The organism is Planktothrix paucivesiculata PCC 9631 (genome assembly GCF_900009265.2).
In the GTDB taxonomy this organism is placed as follows: domain Bacteria; phylum Cyanobacteriota; class Cyanobacteriia; order Cyanobacteriales; family Microcoleaceae; genus Planktothrix; species Planktothrix paucivesiculata.
On record NZ_LR734980.1, the window covers coordinates 1 to 5,061 of the forward strand.

1 protein-coding gene and 1 pseudogene are annotated in these 5,061 nt (G+C 42.9%); both read left to right on the plus strand.

Annotation, left to right across the window (positions count from 1 at the left end; all coding sequences use genetic code 11):
- Positions 1–221 precede the first annotated feature (221 nt).
- A complete protein-coding gene (locus PL9631_RS00155; protein ID WP_197046202.1) occupies positions 222–4,646 on the plus strand; it encodes a hybrid sensor histidine kinase/response regulator in 4,425 nt (1,474 codons plus the stop codon).
- Positions 4,647–4,895: 249 nt separating this feature from the next.
- Positions 4,896–5,061, plus strand: a pseudogene (locus PL9631_RS00160) (IS5/IS1182 family transposase); the annotation flags it as partial.

Genomic DNA, 5,061 nt, shown 5'->3' on the forward strand with positions numbered 1-5,061 from the left:
AAACTGCATATTTTAGAGGCTGAAACCCCTTACTGGCTTGGATAGCCTCGAAAATTTAGATAATTAACAGCTTATTGATTTCCACGTATAGAGCTATATTCCGCCTGAAATTTAATTGGTTGTTAAACTAAACGCTAACAGCCAATTAAGTCACGCAATTGTCGGAAATGCTTCCCTGCTATACTTATAGCCTAGCTGCAAAAAATGTCCACACAGTATTGATGCCTCTCACAAATTCTATGCAAAAACCCGATATTCCAGCTAATGAAAGCGATCGCTTAGTAGCACTAGATCGTTACAAGATTCTCGATACCTTGCCAGAGCAGGTATACGACGATTTGACACAACTAGCGGCGGATATATGCGAAACGCCGATCGCGCTCATCTCATTAGTTGGCAAAGATCGCCAATGGTTTAAGTCTCGCGTTGGCATTGACGCAACCGAAACACCTCGTGATATTTCTTTTTGTGGTCATGTAGTTGCGGAAGGTTCTATTTTAAATGTTCCTGATGCCAGCCTCGATCCTCGCTTTGCTGACAATCCACTGGTCGCACAATATCCGAATATTCGTTTTTATGCTGGAGTCCCTTTAATTACTGATGATAATTTTGCTTTAGGAACGCTATGTGTCATCGATCTCCAACCTCGCTATCTCACTGAGCAACAAATCAGTCAACTAGAAGCCTTGAGTCGGCTGGTGATCAGTCAACTTGAGCTAAGACTCAAGGAAGAGTCATTTCGGCTATTAGCATCTGTGGTCGAATCCTCGGATGACGCAATTATCACTAAGACTTTAGAAGGGATTATCACCAGTTGGAATTCTGCTGCTAAGAGATTATTTGGATATTCAGAGGCTGAAGCGATCGGGCAACCTATTTCTATGCTTATTCCCCCTGACCGCTTGGATGAGGAACCTCAGATTGTGGCGCGTATCATGCGAAAAGAGCGGGTAGAACATTTTGAAACTGTCCTTACCAGCAAAGAAGGTAAAAGAATCGAAGTCTCGGCAACCATCTCTCCTTTAGTAAACGACGCGGGGCAGTTGGTCGGAGCCTCTTCAATTTTGCGCGATATTAGCGATCGCAAACAAACTGAATTAGAACTACAAAAAAACACAGAGCGTTTAGTTTTTGCCCTTAAATCTGGAGCGATCGGTTGGTGGGAATGGGATCTGCAAAGCGATATTGCTGTTTGGGATGATCGGGTATACGAACTGTATGGAGTTTCCAACCAAACAAACCCTCAGCCTACTTACGAAATTTGGAAGAATGCGCTACATCTCGATGATGCTGAGGCTATTGAAGCAATAAATCGCAAAATTGCGGCGGGACAAATAGACGAATATGATACAGAGTTTCGAGTTGTGCATCCTGATGGCAGTATTCATTTCCTCAAAGCCTATGGAATGCTCAAACGCGATGCAGATGGTAAGCCTCAGAGCATTACTGGGATCAATTTTGATGTTAGCGATCGCAAAGAATTTGAAGTGCAATTACAGCAAACAACTGATCGCCTATCTTTAGCACTCAAGTCTGGGGCGATCGGCTGCTGGGAATGGGATATTCAACAGGATTTTCTGGTTTGGGATGATCGGATGTATGAACTGTATGGATACTCACAAGAAACTTATTCCCATCTGCCCTATGAAATTTGGTCAACCGCAATACATCCAGATGATCGTGATCTTACTGAAACTTTACTCCAACAAGCTGTCTTAGGAAAAACCGAATATGATTGTGAGTTTCGGATCATTCATCCCGATCACAGTATTCACTTCATTAAAGCCTATGGAAGAGTTAAGCGAGATAGTCAAGGTAAAGCTGAAAGTATGATTGGGATTAACTTTGATATTAGCGATCGCAAACAAGCCGAACTGGAACTGCAAAAAACCACAGAGCGTTTAGCTTTAGCTCTCAAATCTGGAGCGGTCGGTTGTTGGGAATGGGATGTCCAGAAAGATATGGCTTTTTGGGACGAGCGGATGTATGAACTATATGGGGTTTGTAAAGAAAAAGACTTGCGGATCGTCTACGAAATTTGGGCTAGCGCAATACATCCAGAAGATCGTGCTGAAAGTGAAATGGCGGTTCAACAAATTGCCGCAGGACAAGTAGAAGAATTTGATTCTGAGTATCGTGTTGTGCATCCTGACGGGAGTATTCACTTTATCAAAGCCTATGGAACGCTGAATCGAGATGCTAGTGGTAATCCTCTAAGCATTATTGGCATCAACTTTGATATTACTGATCGCAAACAAACCGAGCAAATTATTCTCCAACAAGCAAATCGAGAAACCCTATTGCGAGGAATTACTCAGCGTATCCGTCAATCCCTCGATCTCTCAATAATTTTTGATGTCGCTTGTCAAGAAATTCAGCTATTGCTGCAATGCGATCGCGTCGGCATTTTCAAGTTCTATCCTGAATCCAATTTTGATGATGGTGAATTTGTCGCCGAATCCGTTGTCGATGGATTTAGTTCAGCAATGGAAGTTCACATTCACGACCATTGCTTTGGCGAAGGCTATGCCGCCGCCTATGCCCAAGGTCGAATACAGGTCTTGAATGATATAGATAATGCTGGTCTGATGGACTGCCATCGCGATGTCTTGGCTCAATTTCAGGTGCGGGCAAATCTGGTGATTCCATTACTATGTGGCAACAACCTATGGGGCTTAGTGTGCATCCATCAATGCGCTCATACTCGCCAATGGCAAGAGCATGAGATTAATCTGATTCAACAAATTGCTAATCAATTAGCGATCGCTATTCAACAAGCCAGTCTCTATGAGCAACTTCAAGAGGAACTATTAATACGTCAGCAATCTCAATCGAAAATAGCGCAGCAATTGCGAGAACAGCAAACCTTAGCGACAATCACCAATAAAATTCACGAATCACTTAGTATCAAAGAGATTCTGGCAGTGGTGACTCAACAGGTTAAAGATGTGCTGTCTGGCGATCGCGTGATCGTCTTTCAACTATTTGATAATGGTAACAGCCAAATTGTCGAAGAATCTGTACATAGTAACTTTCTCAATCTCAAAGACTTTAATTGGGAAAACGAAGTTTGGTCACAGGAAATTCTCGATTGCTATTGGCAAGGCAAGCCTCGCATTGTTCCCGATGTGATGAATGACATTTGGACAGAATGCCTAGTGGAATACTCGCTCAAAGGTCAGATCAAGTCCAAAATTGTCGCGCCTATTCTCCTAGAGTCGCACATTAGCGAAAATCATCGCTGGGTAGCAACGGACGGAGCTAAAAAGCTGTGGGGTGTTTTGGTAGTCTATGCCTGTGCAGAACAGCGAGAATGGCAAGATTCAGAAGCTCAACTTCTCCAACAAATTGCGAATCAATTAGCGATCGCCATTCAGCAAGCTAGTCTATATGAGGAATCTCAACAAGAAATTGCGGAACGTAAACAAGCCCAACAACAATTGACGGAAACCAACCAACAACTCGCCCGTGCAACCAGACTCAAAGACGAATTTCTCGCCAATATGAGCCACGAACTGCGGACACCGCTCAATTCGATTTTGGGAATGAATGAAGCTCTACAGGAAGAAGTATTTGGCGGTATTAATGAGCGTCAACTTAAAGCATTACAAACTATTGAGAGTAGCAGTAGGCATCTTTTAGCATTGATTAATGACATTCTCGATGTTGCCAAAATTGAGTCTGGACAAGTCACGCTAGAGCTAACAGCGACAGATATTGACAGCCTCTGCAAGTCGAGCCTAGCATTTATCAAGCAGCAAGCATTAGCAAAACGAATTCAATTAATACCTAGAATTCCTAAGCATTTGCCTGAAATAATACTAGATGAAAGGCGGATTCGACAAGTCTTAATCAATCTGCTCAATAATGCTGTTAAATTTACTCTGGAAGGAGGGACAATTACTTTAGAAGTATCCCAAGTTCAACGTGAAAGTAGTACAACTAATCCAACGCCCCTAAATTACTTAAAAATAGCCGTGATTGATACTGGAATAGGCATCTCGGCAGAGAACATCCAGAAACTGTTCCAGCCCTTTATCCAAATCGATAGTGCGCTGAACCGTCAATATAATGGCACTGGATTGGGTTTGGCTTTAGTCAAAAGACTTGTTGAAATTCATGGAGGAAACGTAGAACTGACAAGTGAGTTGGGAGTCGGTAGTTGCTTTGCGATTAATCTTCCCATTAATATCGGCTTCCCAGCGATCAAAGAACAAACTGAGCAGGACTTGTCAGGACAGTCTCAGATAGGTCAAAGCCAAACTGAGGAAATAATTGCACCCTTAATTTTGCTGGCAGAAGATAACGAGGCTAATATTGCGACATTCTCCAGTTACCTCGACGCTAAGGGCTACCGCATTGTATTGGCAACTGATGGACAACAGGCGATCGATCTTGCCAAAGCGGAACATCCCGATTTGATTTTGATGGATATTCAGATGCCAGTTATGGATGGATTAGAGGCAATTAAACAAATTCGCCTCGATCCTAATCTGGCTGATATCCCAATTATTGCGCTGACGGCTCTAGCAATGGCAGGCGATCGCGAAAGATGTCTGGTAGCAGGAGCTAATGAATATCTAGCTAAACCCGTCAAACTCCGCCAACTCAGTATCATGATTCACCAAATGTTAGTGCGTACTTAATGACTCACCTTACTCAGAAGGTTGATTGTCGATGACTCTGAAAGCGATCGCTTAACTTACTCGCGTTATTGGAGATTATTGGAGATTATTGGAAATGAATATAAATACAGTTAATGATTTAGAGCTAGTTAGGGCTTGCTGAAAAAAGGCGAAAAGCCAGAACAGAGGGGAGGTGAAGACAAGAAAAAATGAATCAGGTGCAAGGGATGGGTGTAAAATAACGCAAAAACCTTGCATGAGTCGGTGAAAATGTACCGTAAAGACGAGCAACCAAGGACACCACCCGAAGAGTTCAAACTGCCATTTGAGGGAAAACTCTCAGAAGAGAATCGGTGGGTAATCATGGCCCAATGGATACCGTGGGCAGAATTTGAAGCGGAATACGCAGAATTATTCTCATCTGTTATGGGAGCAC